Raw genomic sequence first — 16436 nt, 5'->3', positions numbered from 1 at the left:
ATCACAAAAGTTAACGTTAACATTTTTGCCTTGTGATCGAGGTCACGAGTTGGCAAGGGGGCGATGTGCCCCCGGAGGATTAACGTTCGTTAAGCGAGCGCAGATGATCGTCGCGGCGCAGCGTCATCAGCGCAAACAGGCTGACCACCGAGGTGGCGACCACGTAGTAGGCGGGAATGTCGATATTGCCGGTCTGTTTGATGAGGCCGGTGATAATCAGCCCGGCCGAGCCGGAAAACACCGCATTGGACAGCGAGTAAGCCAGCCCCAAACCGGTATAGCGCACCCGGGTCGGGAACATCTCCGCCAGCATCGCCGGGCCGGGGCCGGCCAGCAGGCCGACTACGGCGCCGGCGATCATCACTACCAGCCCTTTGGCCCACAGTGAACTCTGCGCATCCTGCAACAGGTGCAGCAGCGGGAAGGTGAACAGTATCACCGCCGCCACCGCCGTCAGCATCACCGTTTTACGCCCCAGTTTGTCGCTGATGATGCCCGCCGGCAGAATGGTCAGGGCGAAGCCGACGTTGGCCAGCACCGTCGCCACCAGCGCCTGCTGGAAGGTGGCGTGCAACGAGGTTTGCAAATAGGAAGGCATCACCACCAGGAAGGTATAGCCGGCGGCCGACCAGCCCATCATGCGGCCGATGCCGATCAATATGGTTTTCGCCACGCCGCCCAAGCTCGCCTCCTGCGGTGCGGCGCTGTGTTCCGCGGCCTGTTGCGCCTGGGTAAACGTGGGCGTCTCTTCGAGCTTGAGCCGCAGCCACAGCGCCACAGCGCCCATCGGCAGCGCCAGCAGGAAGGGAATGCGCCAGCCCCAGTCATGCAGCTGCTGCACGCTGAGCAGCGCGGCCAGCAGCGCCACCAGCCCGGCCCCGGCCAGCAGGCCGAGCGCGACGGTCAACGATTGCCAGGCGCCGAACAGCCCGCGTTTGCCCTTCGGGGCGAATTCGGTCATCAGTGATACGGCGCCGCCGAATTCGCCGCCGGCGAACAGCCCCTGAAACATGCGCAGCAGCGTCAGCAGCAGCGGGGCGGCGACGCCGATCGAGGCATAGGTCGGCATGACGCCGATCAGTGCGGTGGCCAGCGTCATCAACAACAGAACCGCAATCAGCGTCGGGCGACGGCCGATGCGATCGCCGATGCGGCCGAAGATCACCGCGCCGATCGGCCGGCAGAAAAACGCCAGCGCGAAGGCGGCGTAGGTGAGGATCAGGCTGGTGACTTCATTTTCACCCTGCAGCGTGAAAAAATTGGCGGCGATGACGGTAGCCAGGAACCCGTACACCCCGAACTCATACCATTCGATAAAGTTGCCAACCGAGCCGGCCAGCAACGCTTGACGCGAACGGCGCGCGTCGAGAGTCTGTTGATTCATCCCCGTTCCCATACATTTGAATTATTGTTCGTCAGTTCTAAATTTATACGACAAAACAATCAATTGATTTCAGCGGGAACTGTGAGGCGCTCAGCGCATGCCGTCGATATGCCACCATTCGGGGCAAACATCGGCGAACGCGTGCGAGACCGGGCGCAGCTCCGGCAGATCGGCCCGATCGAAGCTGCCGGTGCTCAACGCCACCGTCGGCTCGTCGTCGATCGCCCCCAGCGTGCTGCCGCAGCGCGGGCAAAAGGCGCGGCTGGAATAGGGGGAAGAGCGGTAGAGCGTGGGCATGCCGCCCGGGCCGTTCCACTCGACGGCCTGACGCGGAAATTCGACCCAGCAGAGCGTCGGTGCACCGGAGTGGCGCCGGCAAAATTCGCAGGAACAGCTGTGTGGGTTACCGGGCAGGCCGTGCACCTGAAAGCGAATATGTCCGCACAGGCAGCCGCCGCTATAGCCTGGATTTTCCATGAGTTCTCCGTCATAAACGCGGGAATGGCGATGAAAATCACTATAGCGGCATCGCGAAAAAATAACAGGCCCCGCCGGTGGCTTACCAGAGTAACGGCGCCGGCTCGCGGCCGTTTTCGGCGTAGTACAGCGACGGCAGGAACTGTGCTAGATAGCTGAACTCGTTGTAGCAGTGGCGCATCAGGTTAAACCCGATGTCGTCCGAGAGTTCGTCGTGGGCGTTGGCGCAGGCTTTACCCAGCAGGAAACGGCTGCGCAGCACGCACCCGTACGGCGTATCGCGCGCCAGATGCAGCATCTCGCCGTCGCAGGGATCGCCGTTGTCATCCAACGCCACCTGATCGCCGAAGCCGATGCGCGCACACACGGCGGCGGAGAGCGCCTGCGCATCACGCGCCTGGCGCAGCGGCTGCGGCGCGAAGAAGTCCTCGGCGGCGTGAAACTTGAGGCGTGCCGCGATCGGCGGCAGTTCCGCCAGCCATTCGACCGCTTCGATGCTGGCGCCGACGTAGCTTTCCCCTTTTTTCCAATGGCGGTCCCAGCCGCGATGTTCGACGTGATCGTGTGGGTGCCACCAGTTGATGTGCTGCGTGTTCTCAAAGAAGGTGAACCACCAGTCCAGCATGCGCCCCTTGCAGCCGTGCAGATCGGTACGGACCGCGACGGTCAGCAAACCGTCAGCGCTGCGACTCAGCCCCATCTCCAGCCGCAGCGGTTCAGGTTTGAGCAACTCGTTGATATCGTTAACGCCCCAGGGCGCCAGCAAGGAGGGATGTGTCATAATGGGTTCCTGTTTTATTTTGGAAACGAATTGTGTTTCCAAAATAAAACTATGCCGCTATGCTGAGTCTGTCAATGCTTGTGAGGAATAAATATGGCGAACCCGAATGAAGAACCGCCGCGCGCTCGCGGCCGGCCGGCCACGCCGGAAACGGCGCTGCGCGCCGCGCTGGCGCAAGCGACGCTGGCGTTGCTGCTCGACGGCGGCTATGCCGCAGCAACGGTGGACGCGGTGGCGAAACGCGCCGGGGTGGCTAAAAAAACCCTGTATCGCTTTGCGGCCAATCGCGACGAACTGGTCGCGCAGGCGGTGAGCGGCTGGACCGAGGCGTTTCAGCCGGCCTTCGCCCAGGATGCCGGGCGGTGGGAGGCGGTGGCGCCGCTGTTGGAAAAGGGGCTGAAGGCGGTGGCGCAGCAGGTATTGAGCGCCGAAGCGGTGGGGATGTTTCGGCTGCTGCAAAGCGAGTTTCCGGGGCGCGAGGCGCTGCTGGACAGCTATCAGCGCAACGGCATTCAGCGCGGCCGGGCGACGGTGGCGGACTGGCTGCGGCGCCAGCAGCAGTGCGGGTGGCTGCGTGAGCGCGACTGGGCGCAAACCAGCGACCTGCTGTTGGCGATGGCCATCGCCGAACCGCTGCGGCAGATGACGCTGGGGCTGTTGCCGCCGGGCAGCGCGATCGACGAGCGCATCGCGGCGGCGGTAGCGCTGGTGATGCCGGGTTTGCTGGCGGAAGGATGAAAACAAGAAAGGGCCGAAAGTTCGGCCCTTAAACAGCAGGATGCAAAACGTCTGCGTTACAGCTTCGGCCCGGCGTTCACCAGCTTTTCGCCCGCCGGGGTGACGGTATATTTGGCGAAGTTATCGATAAAGCGCTGGGCCAGATCCTGCGCTTTCTCCTGCCACAGCGATTCGTCGGCGTAGGTTTTGCGCGGATCGAGAATCGACGGATCGACGCCCGGCAGCGCGGTCGGCACTGCCAGCCCGAAGATCGGCAGCGTGAAGGTCTCGGCCTGCTCAATGTCGCCATTCAGAATAGCGTCGATAATGCCGCGCGTATCTTTGATAGAAATACGTTTGCCGCTGCCGTTCCAGCCGGTGTTGACCAGGTAAGCCTGGGCGCCGGCGGCCTCCATGCGTTTCACCAGCACTTCGGCGTATTGCGTCGGGTGCAGCGTCAGGAAAGCGGCGCCGAAGCAGGCGGAGAAGGTCGGCGTCGGGGCGGTGATGCCGCGCTCGGTGCCGGCCAGCTTGGCGGTGAAGCCGGACAGGAAGTGGTACTGGGTTTGCTCAGGCGTCAGGCGCGATACCGGCGGCAGTACGCCAAAGGCGTCGGCGGTCAGGAAGATGATCTTGCGCGCATGGCCGGCTTTGGACACCGGTTTGACGATGTTCTCGATGTGATAAATCGGATAGGAGACGCGGGTGTTCTCGGTTTTGCTGGCATCGTCGAAGTCGATGCTGCCGTCGGCCAGCACGGTGACGTTTTCCAGCAGCGCATCGCGGCGGATCGCCTGATAGATTTCCGGCTCCGCCTGCGGCGACAGCTTGATGGTCTTGGCGTAGCAGCCGCCTTCGAAGTTGAACACGCCGTCGTCGTCCCAGCCGTGCTCGTCATCGCCGATAAGCTGGCGTTTCGGATCGGTGGAGAGGGTGGTTTTGCCGGTGCCGGACAGGCCGAAGAACACCGCCACGTCGCCTTTCTCGCCCACGTTGGCCGAGCAGTGCATCGAGGCGATGCCCTTCAGCGGCAGCAGGTAGTTCATGATCGAGAACAGGCCTTTTTTCATTTCGCCGCCGTACCAGGTGCCGCCGATCAGCTGCATGCGTTCCGTCAGGTTGAAGGCGACGAAGTTCTCCGAATGCAGCCCTTGCTGCTGCCAGTCCGGGTTGGTGCATTTGGCGCCGTTCATTACCACGAAGTCCGGCTCGAAGTCCGCCAGTTCGGCGTCGCTCGGGCGAATAAACATGTTTTTCACGAAGTGCGCCTGCCAGGCCACTTCGGTAATGAAGCGCACCTTCAGGCGCGTGTCGGCGTTGGCGCCGCAGAACGCGTCCACCACGAACAAACGCTTGCCGGAGAGCTGGTTGCCCACCAGCGTCTTCAGATGCTGCCAGACTTCCGGCGAGAGCGGCTGGTTGTCGTTCTTGCCGGTGCCGTTGTCCGACCACCAGACGGTATCGCGCGTGGTGTCGTCGCGCACGATGTATTTGTCCTTCGGCGAACGGCCGGTGAACTCACCGGTCGCGACGTTGACCGCACCCAGTTGGGTGAGGGTGCCGCGTTCCAGCGGCGGCAGGTCGGCGCGGGTCTCTTCGGCGAACAGCAATTCATAGCTAGGGTTATAGACGATATCGGCGGCCTGATGGATGCCGTAGCGAGCGAGAGTTTGTGGGGTAACAGCGCGTGAAGACATATTCTACTTCCTTATGAGTCATATTATGCCTCTTTCCCGAGCGGTGCCGCGCGCAGGATTAAGGTTCGGATCAAGCTGACCGGATTCAGCTACTGCGTTTCCGGTTCTTTATTAATAAATCAGGGGGCTTTTTCGCCCTCCTATAGCATAGCAGCGAATTTAAACCTGCTTACTTTAATTACAAAATGCTGACGATAATTAATTAAAACCAACCTTGGCGGAGGGTCACAATATTGAATTCCGTCGGTGTAATTTAGTTTTGCATTTTTATTTTTTATCATATCGTCAGGGCTGTCTACTGTTTTATTTCTTATTAGAAAAAGCGAAATCCACAATAGGATTTTTCGTAATCATTTGTTTTGCTTGGCTATGGCAGGATTGTTGCGCCAGGTGAATCTAACCGTACTGTACGCTTGTCAGCAGGGTGAATAATGAAACAGATAAATGCAGAACTGGCCTGTGATAAAAATACGGCATCGTCCGAATCATCAGGGTTAATTAACCAACTTCGTCAAATAGATATCGGTGCGGTACCGATCGCGTTGTTTATCACGATTTGCGCCATCGTGGCGATTTCCGCCTATGCCAACTTCCTGCCGAAAAATATGATCGGCGGCCTGGCAGTGATAATGACGCTGGGCTTTGCGCTGGCTCAGTTGGGAAAAAGCATTCCCGTGCTGCGCGATATCGGCGGGCCGGCCATTCTGTGTTTGATGGTGCCCTCGGTGCTGGTCTATTTCAATGTCTTCCAGCCCAACGTTATGGGCACCGTCCATCTGCTGATGAAAGACGCCAACCTGCTTTATTTCGTCATCGCCAGTCTGGTGGTCGGCAGCATTCTCGGCATGAACCGGGTGATCCTGATCCAGGGGATGATTCGCATGTTCGTGCCGCTGGTGGTGGGTACGATCACGGCGGTGATCACCGGGCTGCTGGTGGGCAAGCTGTTCGGCTTTACCTTCTATCACACCTTCTTCTTCATCATCGTGCCAATCATCGGTGGCGGCATCGGCGAGGGGATTTTACCGCTGTCGCTGGCCTATTCGGCGATCCTGGGCTCGACGCCGGACGTCTACGTCGCGCAGCTGGCGCCGGCGGCGGTGCTGGGTAACATCTTCGCCATCGTGACCGCCGGGGTGTTGGCGCGTATCGGCATGCAGCGCAAGGCGCTGAGCGGCGACGGCATGCTGATCCGTTCGGCGCAGGAGAACGCGATGTTCGCCATCAAGGAGCAAAGCGGCAACGTCGATTTCCAACTGATGGGCGGCGGGCTGCTGGTGATCTGCGCCTTCTTTATCGTCGGCGGCCTGTTCGAACACATCGTGCATATTCCCGGCCCGGTGCTGATGATCCTGTTCGCGGTGCTGTGCAAGTACTGCCGGGTGATCCCGGCCTCGATGGAAACCGGCGCGCACAGTTTCTACAAGTTCGTCTCCACGGCGCTGGTGTGGCCGCTGATGATCGGTCTGGGTATGCTGTACGTGCCGCTGGAAAGCGTGGTGGCAGTGTTCTCGGTCGGTTATGTGGTGGTCTGCGGCTCGGTGGTGCTGTCGATGGGGCTGGTCAGTTTCCTGATTGCGCCTTACCTGAAGATGTTCCCGGTGGAGGCGGCAATCGTCACCTGTTGTCACAGTGGCCTGGGCGGCACCGGCGATGTGGCGATCCTGTCGGCGTCGAACCGTATGGGGCTGATGCCATTCGCCCAAATCGCCACGCGCATTGGCGGCGCTTCCACGGTCATTGGCGCGACGCTGCTGCTCGGTTGGTTAGTCTGAGTCCAGAGTTTCTTATGGATAACCGGGGTTGGATTGCCCCGGTTTTTTTATGCGTTTTTTCCGCTCATCGTGATAATGCTGATGATTATCTTGAAAATCATTCGTATGGCGCAAATGCATAGTCGGACTTTATCTGAGAAAATTCTGTACTCGACGAAAATGTGTCTATTCTTTTCTCTTAAGGGATTATCGTTCTCATTCAGAGTGCCGAGGGAAGGCGCCACCGCATTACCGATATCCCCGTATTGATTCAACACCGGGCCGCTGCCGTTCAGGCAATCCGCCAGTTGGGGCATCCCCCCGATTGAATTGACGAATATGGAGATAAGGTTATGTCATCAAGCAATGCTTCCGTTAAGGCCGAAGGCGTATTAGCCCTGTTGGGCGCTTATAAACCCGATGAAGACGACACCATTACCGTGCTTCATCCGTCGAAAACGTTCGAAAACGCCGGCCTGGAGCTGGTGCGCGGCGATCGCAGTTGGCACGACAAGGGCGTGACCGACACGCCGGTCTCTCTGACCTACAGCTTCTGGGAAAAGGCGCCGGGCAACATGTCGAGCATGGGCATCAGCGGCTTCAGCAGCTTTAATGCCGAACAGCGCGAGCAGGCTAAACTGTCGCTGCAGTCATGGTCAGACGTGGCTAACATCACCTTCACCGAAACCAGCAACACCGCCGCTGCCAACATCAAATTCGGCCTGTTCGACTACAGCTCGCGCGGCTCCTATGCCTTTGCGTATAACCCGGACACCTCGCCTTCGGTTGCCGGGCAAACCTGGTATAACGCCAAGAACCATACCTTCGTCAACAACCAGATCCATGAGAACGAGTACGGTCGCCAGACCTTCACCCATGAAATCGGCCATGCGCTGGGGTTGCAGCATCCGGGCGACTATAACGCCGCGCCGGGCGTCAGCATCACCTACGCTAAAGACGCGACCTACTTCGAAGACAGCCGTGCCCACAGCCTGATGAGCTATTTCAGCGAAAGCAACACAGGGCAGGACTTTAAAGGCGCGTACTCTTCCGGGCCGTTGCTCAACGACATCACGGCGATCCAGCATTTCTACGGCGCCAACATGAACACCCGCACCGGCGATACGGTTTACGGATTCAATTCCAACACCGATCGCGACTTCCTCACCGCCACCGGCGCGCAGGACAAGATAATTTTCACCGCTTGGGATGCCGGCGGCAACGACACCTTCGACTTCTCCGGCTTCGGTCAAAATCAGCGCATCAACCTGAATGAAAAGGCGTTCTCGGACGTTGGTGGCCTGAAAGGCAATGTGTCTATCGCCGCAGGCGTGACGATTGAAAATGCCATCGGCGGGTCGGGTAACGATGTGCTGGTCGGGAACGCCGCCGATAACGTGCTCAAGGGCGGCGCGGGTGATGACGTGCTGTACGGCGGCAAAGGGGCGGATCAGCTGTGGGGCGGCGCCGGCAAGGACACCTTCGTCTACTTTGCGGCGGATGAGTCGACGGCGGCGGCGCCGGATTGGATCCGCGACTTCGTGCGCGGCGAGGACAAGATCGATCTGACGCTGTTCAACACCGGCAGCGCCGACGGCATCCGCTTCGTCGATCAGTTCAGCGGCAAGGCGGGCGAGGCGAAGCTGAGCTACGATGAGCAAAATCACGTCAGCGATGTGGCGATCAACCTGGGCGGCGCCTTTGACGGCAACGATTTCCTGGTGAAAGTGGTGGGGCAGCCGCTGGATGCCGGCGATTTCGTGTTGGCGTAATGCAGGCAACAAAAATAGGGCGTTTTGGGCAAAAACCCGACAATTCCTATTAATTACGTCATATTAGCGTGACATAGTAGCGCGCAGAAGGCCGGGCTTGCATACCTCGGGCTTCTGTCGAATCGCCAACCTTTTCGGTTGGCGATTCATTTTCCGCCTTTCAGCATGTTGATGGCGGCGCCGAGTAGGATGCGCCGTTCGATATCGTTGCTGTCCGCCAACTGCCGCGCCAGATGTTTTTCCAGCGTTTCCACCGACAGCGCTTCACCGCGATGGCGCAGCTGCATCACGCCGTCGCCGATCAGGCGTGCGACCTCATCCCATACGGGTTTAATCTCCTGTTCCGAGAACGTCATGGTCTACACCTCGGTGGGTTGATTTTTGCCCAATGTAACAGCTGAACTGCGGCTTCGCTACCCGCCGCCTAAAACAGGAAGCATAAAAAACAAGCCATCAGTATTTCTTCTGGTTTTTACGCTCAATACTGACGGTGTCGAAAAGCAGGAGAAAACATCATGAACTGGGTCGAAACCTTGGCGGAGTACTACCGCCTGAGCCGCACGGGTGAAACGCAGCATTGGCTGTGTCGCCGCTGGTTGCTTCAGGGGGAGGCGCGTTTGGCCTATTTGCAGGAGTTGCTGGAGCCGACCGCGCCACGGCGGCGATGAACAGGGCGCCGGCGTTCGGCCGGCGTCGTCTCGCGGCATTAACCGAAGGCGATCGCCGCCCAACGCAACAGCAGCAACGCCAGGCAGATCAGCAGCAGCACCACGACCATTTTACTGAGCTTGTTGCCCATGCGTTTTGTTGCCACGTTGCGCCCCTTTTAGCCGAAATACCACCCGCCGGCGAGGGTGATGAGGACAAGCGTCACTAACGCGACGCCGTTGAGTAAATCGCTGAAGGTATCGTCAGCATCGATGTCATTTTGCTGCATGTTACCGCCTGGCAGTCGCCATTGGGTGAATAATGTTCACAGTATGCGCCCGGCAGCGCGGCAGGCACAGCGAAGAAAGGTAAAAACGCGTAAAAGTGGCGCTGGCAAAACGCGCAGTCGCGCTTGCGACGGATGCAGACGGCCGGCAATACGTTGTACTATCCTGTCTGCATTGATGCATTTTTCCTAAAGGTATAATCATGGCGACGGCAATTCCACAGAAATACGAGCACCTTGAGCGCTGGGCGTTCGGCGATACCGAGCAGCAGGCCGATGAAGTCGTGCAATTGATCCTCAATGGCACCAAAACGGCCACCTGTTCTAACCTGGACGGCGAAGGGATCCCACAGGCCGGCGATCTGTTCCTGGTGGTGGACGGCAAGGGTGAGCCGGTTTGCGCAGTCGAGTTGACCGCGGTGGAAATGAAAACTTACGATCAGGTTGATGAAGCGCACGCCTTTGCCGAAGGCGAGGGCGATCGCTCGCTGGCGCACTGGCGCAAAGAGCTGCAGCGCTTCTTCGAAGAGTATGACCTGTTCTCGCCGGACATGACGCTGGTGCTGATGAATTTCAAAGTCGTCGACAAATTTTAATCTTATGCGCGCCGTTCCCTACGAGTGCCAGTGGGCGAGCCCGGAGCTGGCCGCCGATCTGATCGCCGGCCGCGCGACGCTGGCGCAAGACGAAAATTGGGCGCGCAGCGGCGCCCGCGATCGGGCAGAGTACGTCGAGTGGGCCAACCACGTGTGCGGCATGGCCTGCCTGAAAATGGTGCTGGGCCACCGCGACGGCGAAGCGCCGCCGCTGCTGGAGCTGGCGCGCCGCAGCCTGCCCTACGGCGCCTATGTACGCGAAGGTGAGCGGATAAAGGGGCTGATTTATGCGCCGTTCGTCGAGTATGTGCGCGAGCAGTTCGCGCTGCAAGCGGAGGTGAAGGTGGGGCTAGAGGCCGCCGAGGTGCCGGCGCTGCTTCATGAATGCCGCTACTTTATCGCCTCGGTGCATCCCTCCATTCGCCGGCCGGAGAGTACGCCGCCGCAGCGGGGCGGGCATCTGGTGCTGATCACCGCCGCCGATGCGCAAAGCGTGATCTTCCACAATCCTTCGGGCGACAGCCCGGCGACGCGGGAGCGGGTGCACCTGCCGCTCAGCCGTTTCGCCCCTTTCTTTGCCGGCCGCGGCATCGCCATCGCATAAAAAAACGCGCTGTTTCCGATGAAAACAGCGCGTCGTCAGCAGTTCTGATGCATTTTCATGCCAGCCGCATCACCCAGGCGTCCGCTTGCCGATCGTAGTGTTGCTTGTACAGCAGCGACTGTTTGCCGTCGAGGATGGCCGGGATGCTGGTATGTTCATCCCAGCCGTCCAGCTGCATGCACAGATCCGGATCGGACTTGCAGGGAATGCTCAGGGTGCCGGTGCGGTCGGCGCCGGCGTGAAGATGCGCGTCATCGACCTCGAAGCTGCCAATTTTTACGACGGTTTTGCTCATGGGAACTCCTTGCTCAATGGTGTGGTAGGAGGTTAGACCAGTTTGGCCATTGATAAGAGCATAGCCAAATGAGCAAAAAATGCCACATAAAAATTACATTTTGGAAACAATTTCCACGCCGGCAAAACACAACGCCTAGTACTCCACCACAAAACTGAGCGTGTCCTGATAGCTGCCGACCGCCACTTCCGTCTGCGCCGCATTGACCGCCGCCTTATACGGGATGCTTTGCGCCAGGCCGGTGCCGGCGCCGCTCTGTTTGTTGGTGCTATCCCAAACGGTCGTCGTATTAGGCAAGTAAATCTGGTACTGCATGAAATTACTGGTACCGCTTTTCATGCGTCGCCAACCGGAAACCGGGTTATTGCCGTTGGTGAAATAGGTGTTGTATCCCTCGGTTTTGGTGCAGGTAAGGGTGATGCTCTGATTGACAGGATTGAACTGCCCGACCAACGCCATGCTGCCGAAGTTGACGTTGGGCGCGGTGCCGATCAGGCAGTCTTTGGTGATGGTGACGCTGACGCTGACCGTGCTGGGTTTGTCGACGCCGTCCCACCAAACGCACAGGCCGAGCACGCCCAGGCCGCAAATATGGTAATTCCAGATCAGGTTGATGCTGTCTGTATAGGTGCCTGCGCGCACGTTGGCGCCGGCGGTGGTTTTGATATACAGCGGAAAGTTGACGTTGGAGGAAATCAGGATCAGCGACAGCAGGTTCAGCGAGCTGTAGTCGATGGTTTGGCCGATGCTGTAAGGATATTGGTAGTTGGCGTCGGGGTAGATCAGGTAAGCGATTTTATCGCCGGAACCGTCGGTGTTGGCAACCGCCATATTGTTGGTGGTGGAGGCGATCTTGACCGTGACGGTGTTTTGCGTGAGCAAATTGAGGCCGAGGCCGGTGCAGTTGAGGCCGGCGGTGCCCTGGGCGTTGATCTGCCCATTGTAGACCACGAAAGAGCTGCTCCCCGGTAAGGTGACGGTGCCGTTGGTGGTGGCGCAGTCGGCGAATGCGCGCTGACAGAGCAGCAGCGAAAGGGTTAACAATAAGGCTTTCAATCCCCGAAACATAGTGACTCTCCGTCGTTGAATTAGCGGCAGACAACCGGGCCGACGCGCTGGATGCCCTGAGGCTTCGCCAGACTGAATTCCGCCTGGCACGGCGGGCCGCCGTCGGCCGGGATCACGCTCAGGCGATTGTGTTGTTGCACCGGGTCGATATAGGTCATGCCATCCCAACCGACATAGCTTTGCTGATGGCCGCCAACCACCGCCACCTGGCTGCCGTTGGCCAGCGGTTTGCCTTGCTCGTCAACCAGTTCGACGTCGGCGGCGGAGATGGGTTGGATGGGGAACTCGACCAGAAAACCGCTGTGATCGCGAATGGCGACGGTTTTTTCCACCGTCGGCAGCGCGACGTCGGCGGGCAGGCTGAGCGGATCAATCTGGAATTTCGCATGGTAGTAAGAGGTGACGGTCGGCACCAGTAAATAGCCCTGGGCATCGGTCTTGCCGATCGGCTGGTTCTCATAGCTCACCGGAATGTCGGCGTATCCTTGCGTGGACACCAGCGCAAAGGCATCGTTGATGGTGTTGGTGGCATACACGCCGCCGTTCATCGCGACCAGCGAACCGCTGATTTCTCCCCAGTGGTTGGTTTCATCACGGGTACCGTATACGCCCGCTCGGGCTTCGAGCCTGCGGGTGCGCCAGGTCAGATCCGCCTGGCGGTAATCGCCGCCGCTCGGGTTATTGGCGTAGGCCAGATTCCAACCGAAACCGCCATCAGTCGGCGCGGCGCGGCTGTAGCTGACGCGTTCGCTCCAGCGGTTGTTGTTGTCGCGCGCGGCGCTGAAGCTGGCGGTACCCCAACTGTCGAACGGAATGGAGAGCTGCAGTTGGGCACTGTAACCGCTGCTGCCGATTTCCCGGTTCAGCGAGGCGTACAGGCTGCTGTTGCGCCAAAGCGACACACTGTAGGACAGGTTCATCAGGCGAGTTCGTTGGGCGATGGCGTCGCGTACGTCAAAATAACCGGCGCCGAGGCTGCCGAGCCGGCCCAGGCTGACGCTGCCGGTCAATTGATCGGTGCGGCGGCTCAGACGGTAGTCGCTTTTATACACGGAAATGTCGCCAAAATCGGCGCTGCGCAGGATACGTTGCGCGTTGAGGCTGAAGCGTGAGTTGCTGTAGGTGTAGCCAAAACTGCTCTGATCGCCGTGGTTGCCGGTGTAGCGATAGACGGGCTGGGGATCCGGCTGTTGCAACGGCCTGCCGGTCAGCGGGTCATAATACGTGGGGGATTGTATCGGCCGGCCACCGTTAAACGCTTCGTCGCCGGCCTGGCTGACGCTGTAGGACGCGTTGAAAACCCCCCATTGCCCAACGCGAATGTCGGCGCCGCCGCCGCCGACCGCCAATTCGGCTGCGCCTTCGGCGCGTCCTTCCAGGGTTAACCAATCAGTGACGCCGTAACGTAAACTGGCGCTACCAACCCATTGCCCGTAATCGGCAGAATTCAACCCGTAGTTGCGCCGCAGCAAACCGGTGGAAACGCTGAAATCGCTCATGCCGGTCTGCAGCAGGTTGCTGGCCACGTAGAACGGTACCGTGGTGCTGACCTGACGGCCGAGGGCGTCGGTGGTGACGACCGTGGCCTGACCCGCACCGTTAATGTAGGGCACGCTGTTGAGGGTGAACGGCCCGGGATTGATGTTGGTGGTGCTGTTTTTATAGCTGTTGATGTATAAATCGACGCTGCTGGGCAATGCTGCCTGGCCGGAAAATTGCGGTAGCGGATAGGTGATAAGATCCGGGCGTACCGCGAAATTGCGCGCCAATTGCAAGCCGCCGATGCGCACGGCGCTGCTCCAGGGGAGCGAGCCGGTGGTTAGGTCACCGGCGATCACACTCAGCATCCGCTGGTCATCGTTGAAGCGCCAGTAGCTGTCGTATCGAATATAGCGGCCGCCATCGTCGTTTGGCCCGCCGTTAAACCCGCTGCGGTAGATGCCGGTGTTGGCGATGACGCCGAAACCGTCGAACAGCCGCTGTTCGCTCCACGCCGACAGGTAGCCTGGTCGGCCATTGCCGTTGCTTTGGCTGGCATAGATGTCGTAGTTAAACAGCAAACCCAGGCTGCTTTGCGCCGGCAAGCGTTGCAGCGGTGAATGGGCGCCGATGGTTTGCTGCGGCAACCAGTCGTTGGGCACGTTGATCAGCAACTGCTGGCTCTCGCCGCTGTAGCTGACATCCACCTTCTCCAGCCGATCGACGGCGATGTCTTTCGCCTGTTTATCCGCTACCGGCAGCCCGGCGTCGAGCAGTTGCTGGGGCGTCATGTAGTAATGGCCGCCGCGATAGTTGACTGGCACGACGTTGCCGGTTTGGCGCCCGTTGACGACCGGCTCCAGATACAGCGTGGTGTCCGGCATGCTGACGGCACTGGGCGGTGGGGGCAGATCGTCGCCGAACGCAAACGGCAGCCAGCCGCCGGCCGCCATGCTCAGCATGGCAAACGCCAGCGGCTTGAGGTTGAAACGCCGCGTCGATAGCCTCTCTATCGGCTGCACCTGGGCCTCAATAAGACGGAATGGCTACGGGCTGTTTGTTGTCATTGACCGTGGCCATCAGCTTGCCGCTGCTGAAACCGCCGGCGGGCGGCAAAGCGAAGCGCATCTGTGAACCGGGCAGCACGTATCCCATCAGGCCGGGATTTAGGCTGCGCCCTTGCAGCGTCACTTTCGAGATTCGGGCATGCACTGCGCCTTGATTTCGCACCTCCAGCCAGCGTTCGCTGCTTTGCTGCTGTAAACGATAGCTGAGCTTGGGTTGGCTGGCGGTCGCGTAATCGCGCGGTTTTTCGCTGTCCTGTTTGGTCCAAATCCCCTTGCCGCTGACGAACAGCGGCACCGAGTAGCGCATCTGGAATTTCAGCCCCATCTCTGCACCGCCGGGGGCGGCATCCGATGATTGTTCTTTCACCGGCACTTCATCGACCAAAATGCGATAGGCGCGTTCCTGTCCCGCCGCCGGCGCCGACTGTTTGATCAGGCGTATCAGCTGGCGTTTGCCTGGCGCGATCGACGCCACCGGCGGACTGGCGATCACGTCGCTTTGGTTGCTGTAATCGTCCTTGCCGGCGGTTTGCTTCCAACCCAACACGCGAATTTGCATATAGACCGGTTTGCTGTCGCGATTTTCAAGCCACAGCGCGGTGGCCTGTTGTTGATCTTCAATCACCGGATCGATCGGCCAAATGAGAATGGAAGCCGCGGCCAGGGCGTGCTGCTGGCTTGCCAGGAGCAAGGCTGCCGTTAACGGCAGACGGAAGGGTATGCGCATAACTCAATCCTTATTGCAAAAAACTTAATAAGTGACCGTCAACAAGACCGTATCGCTGTAAACGCCACTGGTGGGCAGGGTACTGGTCGAAAACAGACGGGCGTAAACCTTGATTTCTTGCGTGCTGCCGGTGGCGGCGACGGTCTGCGCCGCGCCGCCGTTAGCGCCATCGCCCCAAAGGGTGGCGTAGTTGCTGTCTTGATAAAGTTGATACAGCAGCGTTTCCGACGTGACGGCGTTTTGTAATTTTCTGCCGCCGGCGATGGATCCGGTCACGTGATTGCCGACGCCGAGGGCCAGCGTGACGCTCAGCCCCGGGTTGCAGCGAAACAGCACCGAACCGGCGCCGCTGCTGGAGACGACGCTGACTGCGTTGCTCAGTGAGGACAACTGGCCGAAGTTCAGGGTGCCGAAGGTGGTCACGTCACTGACGCCGCTGCCCAATACGCAGCCTTTAACCACGGTTGCATTGACGGTGAACGGCTGGCTTTTGGTCAAGTCGTTGACGCCGGTATCGCTTTGGGCCGGGGAAAGCGGCAGGCAGAACAGCAAACCGCAAATTGAAGCGCGCATCGTCATTACCAATTGATCGTGACCTGTACCGTATCGGTGTAGCTGCCTGTCGGAGGTGTGGATTGCGCCGGAATCATGCCATAGACCGGCAGCCAGTTGTCCGAACCGTTGGCGGTTTGTGACACGCCCGTCAGATTATCCCAAATGGTGCTGTGGGCGGCGTTGGTATACAGGTTGTAATTCACCCGTTGGCCGGCCGCGCTTTGCAGGTAGCGGGCAGCGGTATTGCCGCTTTGCCCGCCGCCAAGCAGAACGCTGTAGCTGGTGCCGTTGGTGCATTTCACCCGAATGGCGCCGGCGTTTTGTTGCCCGGCGACGCTGGTTGCGGTGCTGAGAAAATACAGCGTGCCGAAATTCAGCGTGCCGAAGCTGACATTGCCGCCTGAGCTGCTGCCGGCCTCACAGGCGCTGAGCAAGGTCGCGCTGACGCCGAGGGTCGCGGTTTTACTGTCGGCCTGCGCCAACAGGCTGCACGCCCATAATCCGCAGCAGCAAAGCGCGCGCCGCACCG

General features: G+C 59.7%; 18 protein-coding genes. 6 read left to right on the top strand and 12 right to left on the bottom strand.

Annotated elements, in window-relative coordinates; all coding sequences use genetic code 11:
• Window positions 1-79: 79 nt before the first annotated feature.
• The 3 genes from RE418_RS20390 to RE418_RS20380 all read right to left on the bottom strand — a co-directional run bounded on the left by RE418_RS20390 (window position 80) and on the right by RE418_RS20380 (window position 2642).
• Window positions 80-1384, bottom strand: a complete 1305-nt coding sequence (locus RE418_RS20390; protein ID WP_089180822.1) for an MFS transporter — start codon at window positions 1382-1384, stop codon at window positions 80-82.
• 90 nt (window positions 1385-1474) lie between these two features.
• The gene (locus RE418_RS20385) at window positions 1475-1861 is read right to left on the bottom strand and encodes a GFA family protein (protein WP_025302571.1); all 387 of its coding nucleotides are present in this window, start codon (window positions 1859-1861) and stop codon (window positions 1475-1477) included.
• An 82-nt stretch (window positions 1862-1943) separates the two neighbouring features.
• Window positions 1944-2642, bottom strand: coding sequence for a DAPG hydrolase family protein (locus RE418_RS20380; RefSeq protein ID WP_046898545.1), 699 nt, complete (start codon window positions 2640-2642; stop codon window positions 1944-1946).
• 93 nt (window positions 2643-2735) lie between these two features.
• Between RE418_RS20380 and RE418_RS20375 the strand changes: the two genes are divergently transcribed.
• Window positions 2736-3380, top strand: a complete 645-nt coding sequence (locus RE418_RS20375; protein WP_089180823.1) for a TetR/AcrR family transcriptional regulator — start codon at window positions 2736-2738, stop codon at window positions 3378-3380.
• Between the two features lie 56 nt (window positions 3381-3436).
• Here RE418_RS20375 and pckA read toward each other — a convergent pair whose 3' ends face one another.
• On the bottom strand, window positions 3437-5056 hold the full coding sequence (gene pckA / locus RE418_RS20370; RefSeq protein ID WP_049295451.1) for a phosphoenolpyruvate carboxykinase (ATP): 1620 nt from the start codon (window positions 5054-5056) through the stop codon (window positions 3437-3439).
• Window positions 5057-5487: 431 nt separating this feature from the next.
• Between pckA and RE418_RS20365 the strand changes: the two genes are divergently transcribed.
• Both RE418_RS20365 and RE418_RS20360 read left to right on the top strand, forming a co-directional pair.
• Window positions 5488-6831: a 2-hydroxycarboxylate transporter family protein gene (locus RE418_RS20365; RefSeq protein WP_016928018.1), complete on the top strand. Its 1344-nt coding sequence runs from the start codon at window positions 5488-5490 to the stop codon at window positions 6829-6831.
• A gap of 332 nt (window positions 6832-7163) precedes the next feature.
• Window positions 7164-8582 carry a serralysin family metalloprotease gene (locus RE418_RS20360; protein WP_025302576.1) on the top strand — a complete coding sequence of 473 codons (1419 nt, stop codon included), beginning with the start codon at window positions 7164-7166 and terminating at the stop codon, window positions 8580-8582.
• A 146-nt stretch (window positions 8583-8728) separates the two neighbouring features.
• Here the strand turns inward: RE418_RS20360 and RE418_RS20355 are convergent, their stop codons facing one another.
• Window positions 8729-8938, bottom strand: coding sequence for a hypothetical protein (locus RE418_RS20355; RefSeq protein WP_004931526.1), 210 nt, complete (start codon window positions 8936-8938; stop codon window positions 8729-8731).
• 159 nt (window positions 8939-9097) lie between these two features.
• On the opposite strand from RE418_RS20355, the gene RE418_RS20350 reads away from it, so the two are divergent.
• Window positions 9098-9250: a hypothetical protein gene (locus RE418_RS20350; RefSeq protein ID WP_162837925.1), complete on the top strand. Its 153-nt coding sequence runs from the start codon at window positions 9098-9100 to the stop codon at window positions 9248-9250.
• A 38-nt stretch (window positions 9251-9288) separates the two neighbouring features.
• Here the strand turns inward: RE418_RS20350 and yniD are convergent, their stop codons facing one another.
• Window positions 9289-9381 carry a small membrane protein YniD gene (gene yniD, locus RE418_RS20345; RefSeq protein WP_016928013.1) on the bottom strand — a complete coding sequence of 31 codons (93 nt, stop codon included), beginning with the start codon at window positions 9379-9381 and terminating at the stop codon, window positions 9289-9291.
• A 338-nt stretch (window positions 9382-9719) separates the two neighbouring features.
• Here yniD and RE418_RS20340 point away from each other — a divergent pair, with 338 nt between their 5' ends.
• Window positions 9720-10112: an ASCH domain-containing protein gene (locus RE418_RS20340; protein WP_004931522.1), complete on the top strand. Its 393-nt coding sequence runs from the start codon at window positions 9720-9722 to the stop codon at window positions 10110-10112.
• Window positions 10113-10116: 4 nt separating this feature from the next.
• Window positions 10117-10716 carry a C39 family peptidase gene (locus RE418_RS20335; protein WP_025302577.1) on the top strand — a complete coding sequence of 200 codons (600 nt, stop codon included), beginning with the start codon at window positions 10117-10119 and terminating at the stop codon, window positions 10714-10716.
• Between the two features lie 55 nt (window positions 10717-10771).
• Here RE418_RS20335 and RE418_RS20330 read toward each other — a convergent pair whose 3' ends face one another.
• The 6 genes from RE418_RS20330 to RE418_RS20305 all read right to left on the bottom strand — a co-directional run bounded on the left by RE418_RS20330 (window position 10772) and on the right by RE418_RS20305 (window position 16434).
• On the bottom strand, window positions 10772-11011 hold the full coding sequence (locus RE418_RS20330; RefSeq protein WP_025302578.1) for a DUF1480 family protein: 240 nt from the start codon (window positions 11009-11011) through the stop codon (window positions 10772-10774).
• A gap of 135 nt (window positions 11012-11146) precedes the next feature.
• A complete protein-coding gene (locus tag RE418_RS20325; protein WP_025302579.1) occupies window positions 11147-12079 on the bottom strand; it encodes a spore coat protein U domain-containing protein in 933 nt (310 codons plus the stop codon).
• A gap of 20 nt (window positions 12080-12099) precedes the next feature.
• A complete protein-coding gene (locus tag RE418_RS20320) occupies window positions 12100-14520 on the bottom strand; it encodes a fimbria/pilus outer membrane usher protein (protein WP_227255594.1) in 2421 nt (806 codons plus the stop codon).
• 67 nt (window positions 14521-14587) lie between these two features.
• Window positions 14588-15352, bottom strand: coding sequence for a molecular chaperone (locus RE418_RS20315; RefSeq protein ID WP_025302581.1), 765 nt, complete (start codon window positions 15350-15352; stop codon window positions 14588-14590).
• 24 nt (window positions 15353-15376) lie between these two features.
• On the bottom strand, window positions 15377-15931 hold the full coding sequence (locus RE418_RS20310; RefSeq protein WP_016928007.1) for a spore coat U domain-containing protein: 555 nt from the start codon (window positions 15929-15931) through the stop codon (window positions 15377-15379).
• Window positions 15931-16434 carry a spore coat U domain-containing protein gene (locus RE418_RS20305; protein WP_025302583.1) on the bottom strand — a complete coding sequence of 168 codons (504 nt, stop codon included), beginning with the start codon at window positions 16432-16434 and terminating at the stop codon, window positions 15931-15933. The genes RE418_RS20310 and RE418_RS20305 overlap by 1 nt, the downstream gene beginning before the upstream one ends.
• Window positions 16435-16436: the final 2 nt, after the last annotated feature.

The sequence above is a fragment of the Serratia sp. szju genome (genome assembly GCF_044594185.1).
Classification (GTDB): Bacteria; Pseudomonadota; Gammaproteobacteria; order Enterobacterales; family Enterobacteriaceae; genus Serratia; species Serratia bockelmannii.
This window is presented reverse-complemented; position numbering and strand designations above follow the sequence as displayed.

Excerpts from the sequence above, each read along its gene's own strand:
- RE418_RS20390 (WP_089180822.1), bottom strand. The coding sequence starts at position 1,384 with ATGAATCAACAGACTCTCGACGCGCGCCGTTCGCGTCAAGCGTTGCTG.
- RE418_RS20385 (WP_025302571.1), bottom strand. The coding sequence starts at position 1,861 with ATGGAAAATCCAGGCTATAGCGGCGGCTGCCTGTGCGGACATATTCGC.
- RE418_RS20380 (WP_046898545.1), bottom strand. The coding sequence starts at position 2,642 with ATGACACATCCCTCCTTGCTGGCGCCCTGGGGCGTTAACGATATCAAC.
- RE418_RS20375 (WP_089180823.1), top strand. The coding sequence starts at position 2,736 with ATGGCGAACCCGAATGAAGAACCGCCGCGCGCTCGCGGCCGGCCGGCC.
- pckA (WP_049295451.1), bottom strand. The coding sequence starts at position 5,056 with ATGTCTTCACGCGCTGTTACCCCACAAACTCTCGCTCGCTACGGCATC.
- RE418_RS20365 (WP_016928018.1), top strand. The coding sequence starts at position 5,488 with ATGAAACAGATAAATGCAGAACTGGCCTGTGATAAAAATACGGCATCG.
- RE418_RS20360 (WP_025302576.1), top strand. The coding sequence starts at position 7,164 with ATGTCATCAAGCAATGCTTCCGTTAAGGCCGAAGGCGTATTAGCCCTG.
- RE418_RS20355 (WP_004931526.1), bottom strand. The coding sequence starts at position 8,938 with ATGACGTTCTCGGAACAGGAGATTAAACCCGTATGGGATGAGGTCGCA.
- RE418_RS20350 (WP_162837925.1), top strand. The coding sequence starts at position 9,098 with ATGAACTGGGTCGAAACCTTGGCGGAGTACTACCGCCTGAGCCGCACG.
- yniD (WP_016928013.1), bottom strand. The coding sequence starts at position 9,381 with ATGGGCAACAAGCTCAGTAAAATGGTCGTGGTGCTGCTGCTGATCTGC.
- RE418_RS20340 (WP_004931522.1), top strand. The coding sequence starts at position 9,720 with ATGGCGACGGCAATTCCACAGAAATACGAGCACCTTGAGCGCTGGGCG.
- RE418_RS20335 (WP_025302577.1), top strand. The coding sequence starts at position 10,117 with ATGCGCGCCGTTCCCTACGAGTGCCAGTGGGCGAGCCCGGAGCTGGCC.
- RE418_RS20330 (WP_025302578.1), bottom strand. The coding sequence starts at position 11,011 with ATGAGCAAAACCGTCGTAAAAATTGGCAGCTTCGAGGTCGATGACGCG.
- RE418_RS20325 (WP_025302579.1), bottom strand. The coding sequence starts at position 12,079 with ATGTTTCGGGGATTGAAAGCCTTATTGTTAACCCTTTCGCTGCTGCTC.
- RE418_RS20320 (WP_227255594.1), bottom strand. The coding sequence starts at position 14,520 with ATGCTGAGCATGGCGGCCGGCGGCTGGCTGCCGTTTGCGTTCGGCGAC.
- RE418_RS20315 (WP_025302581.1), bottom strand. The coding sequence starts at position 15,352 with ATGCGCATACCCTTCCGTCTGCCGTTAACGGCAGCCTTGCTCCTGGCA.
- RE418_RS20310 (WP_016928007.1), bottom strand. The coding sequence starts at position 15,931 with ATGACGATGCGCGCTTCAATTTGCGGTTTGCTGTTCTGCCTGCCGCTT.